This is a genomic window from Streptomyces sp. NPDC032198 (assembly GCF_040636975.1).
In the GTDB taxonomy this organism is placed as follows: Bacteria; Actinomycetota; Actinomycetes; order Streptomycetales; family Streptomycetaceae; genus Streptomyces.
Window position 1 is genome coordinate 1 of record NZ_JBEZVL010000048.1, and the last position, 1,631, is coordinate 1,631.

The window sequence follows — 1,631 nt, forward strand, 5'->3', positions numbered from 1 at the left end:
CAATTACAAGACCCAAAAGAGCCCTGTATCAGTATTTATTGTCACTACCTCCCCGTGTCGGGATTGGGTAATTTGCGCGCCTGCTGCCTTCCTTGGATGTAGTAGCCGTTTCTCAGGCTCCTTCTCCGGGGTCGAGCCCTAACCCTCCGTTACCCGTTGCAACCATGTTTGGCCAATACCCAAACATCGAAAGTTGATAGGGAAGAAATTTGAATGAACCATCGCCGGCGCAAGGCCGTGCGATTCGAGAAGTAATCATGAAACACCAAAGAGCCCAGAGGGCATAGGTTTTTAATCTAATAAATACATCCCTTCCGAAGTCGGGATTTTTAGCATGTATTAGCTCTAGAATTACCACGGTTATCCAAGTAGTAAGGTACTATCAAATAAACGATAACTTATATAATGAGCCATTCGCAGTTTCGCTGTATAATTGCTTATACTTAGACATGCATGGCTTAATCTTTGAGACAAGCATATGACTACTGGCAGAATCAACCAGATAACTATCGTCCGCCGCGGAAAAACGGCAACCGGTGCTGCGAGCAGCGCCGGAGAGATGTCAAGTTCACTGGGTGGCGTCCGGAGACGCGCCGGGCAAAGCACCTGCGGCAGGAGCCGTGGGCGCCGTGCGAGCCGGCAATCCGCTTTCCCACTCATGTGTTCCCCAGCGAAGCCGTCGACCACACTGAGCCCGAACGGGCGGCGTGTGGCCTGGGGCACGCCAGGAGAAGGACTCAGCGCCCGACTTCAGCCATTGCGGCGTCCGGCGGGCGTGGTTGCCTTCCGTTGCTCGATGGTAGAACTCGCCAGAGGCCAGTAATCCACAGAACCCATCCCTACAGCGGCGATTGCCGGGGCATTCGTCGCCTTCAGGGCATCCCCAGTACGCCGTGAAGCCTGAGCGACCGGTTTCGTGGGGGCCGACCAACACTATGAATCCCTCGCTAGCGAGACCGGAGCCTGCAAGCCTGTTCAAGGGACCACGCAATGAAAGTCTTCAAGATATGGTACAGTTGTTTGATTGCGGTTGTGTTGTGGCCGGCCGATTGCTCGACTGGCCACCCGCTCTCACATACCCTCCGAGCTCTCTGGTGGGGCGCCCCCGCCACCCGGCACTCGTTGGCCACTTTTGATTTCCCGCAAAATTCATTTGTATGGCAAATCCAAAAAATCGACTCACGAACATACATTTCCAACAACGCACCACCCCCCCCTCTCGGCGCCGGGTTTCTCGGCACCAGCGCGCCCCCAGGCCTGCCAGCAGCCAGCCCACGTATTTCTTTTGCCCTTGCCGCCGCCCCCAGATGGTACAGGGTAGGTTCAGGGTAGGCCTTACCCTGCACCCCGACACAGGCGCCACCAGGAGGCTTTAGAGGCTAGAAGCGCTATAGGGAGGCCCTGGCCGAAGGCCCTGGCGTACGCTGCTATCGCTATGCCCATCTACGGGGGGCGCTAGAGGGAGCAGGTGGCCGCCAGGCTTGACCAGAAGCCGCACGTAACAAAGCATCAGCCTAGCACTATAACCACCCCGCCCACCTAAAACGCAGCCAGCGCAGCAGGAGTAGTAGGGTAGGCATATAGGCAGGCCCACGCCGCCCTAAAGGGGGCCCCGACCTCTCCTAGGTCGC

At 57.0% G+C, this 1,631-nt stretch carries 1 rRNA gene; it reads right to left on the bottom strand.

Features of this window, described 5'->3' with window-relative positions:
- Positions 1-510: ribosomal RNA gene (locus AB0E78_RS41830) — 16S ribosomal RNA — on the bottom strand; the annotation flags it as partial.
- Positions 511-1,631 lie beyond the last annotated feature (1,121 nt).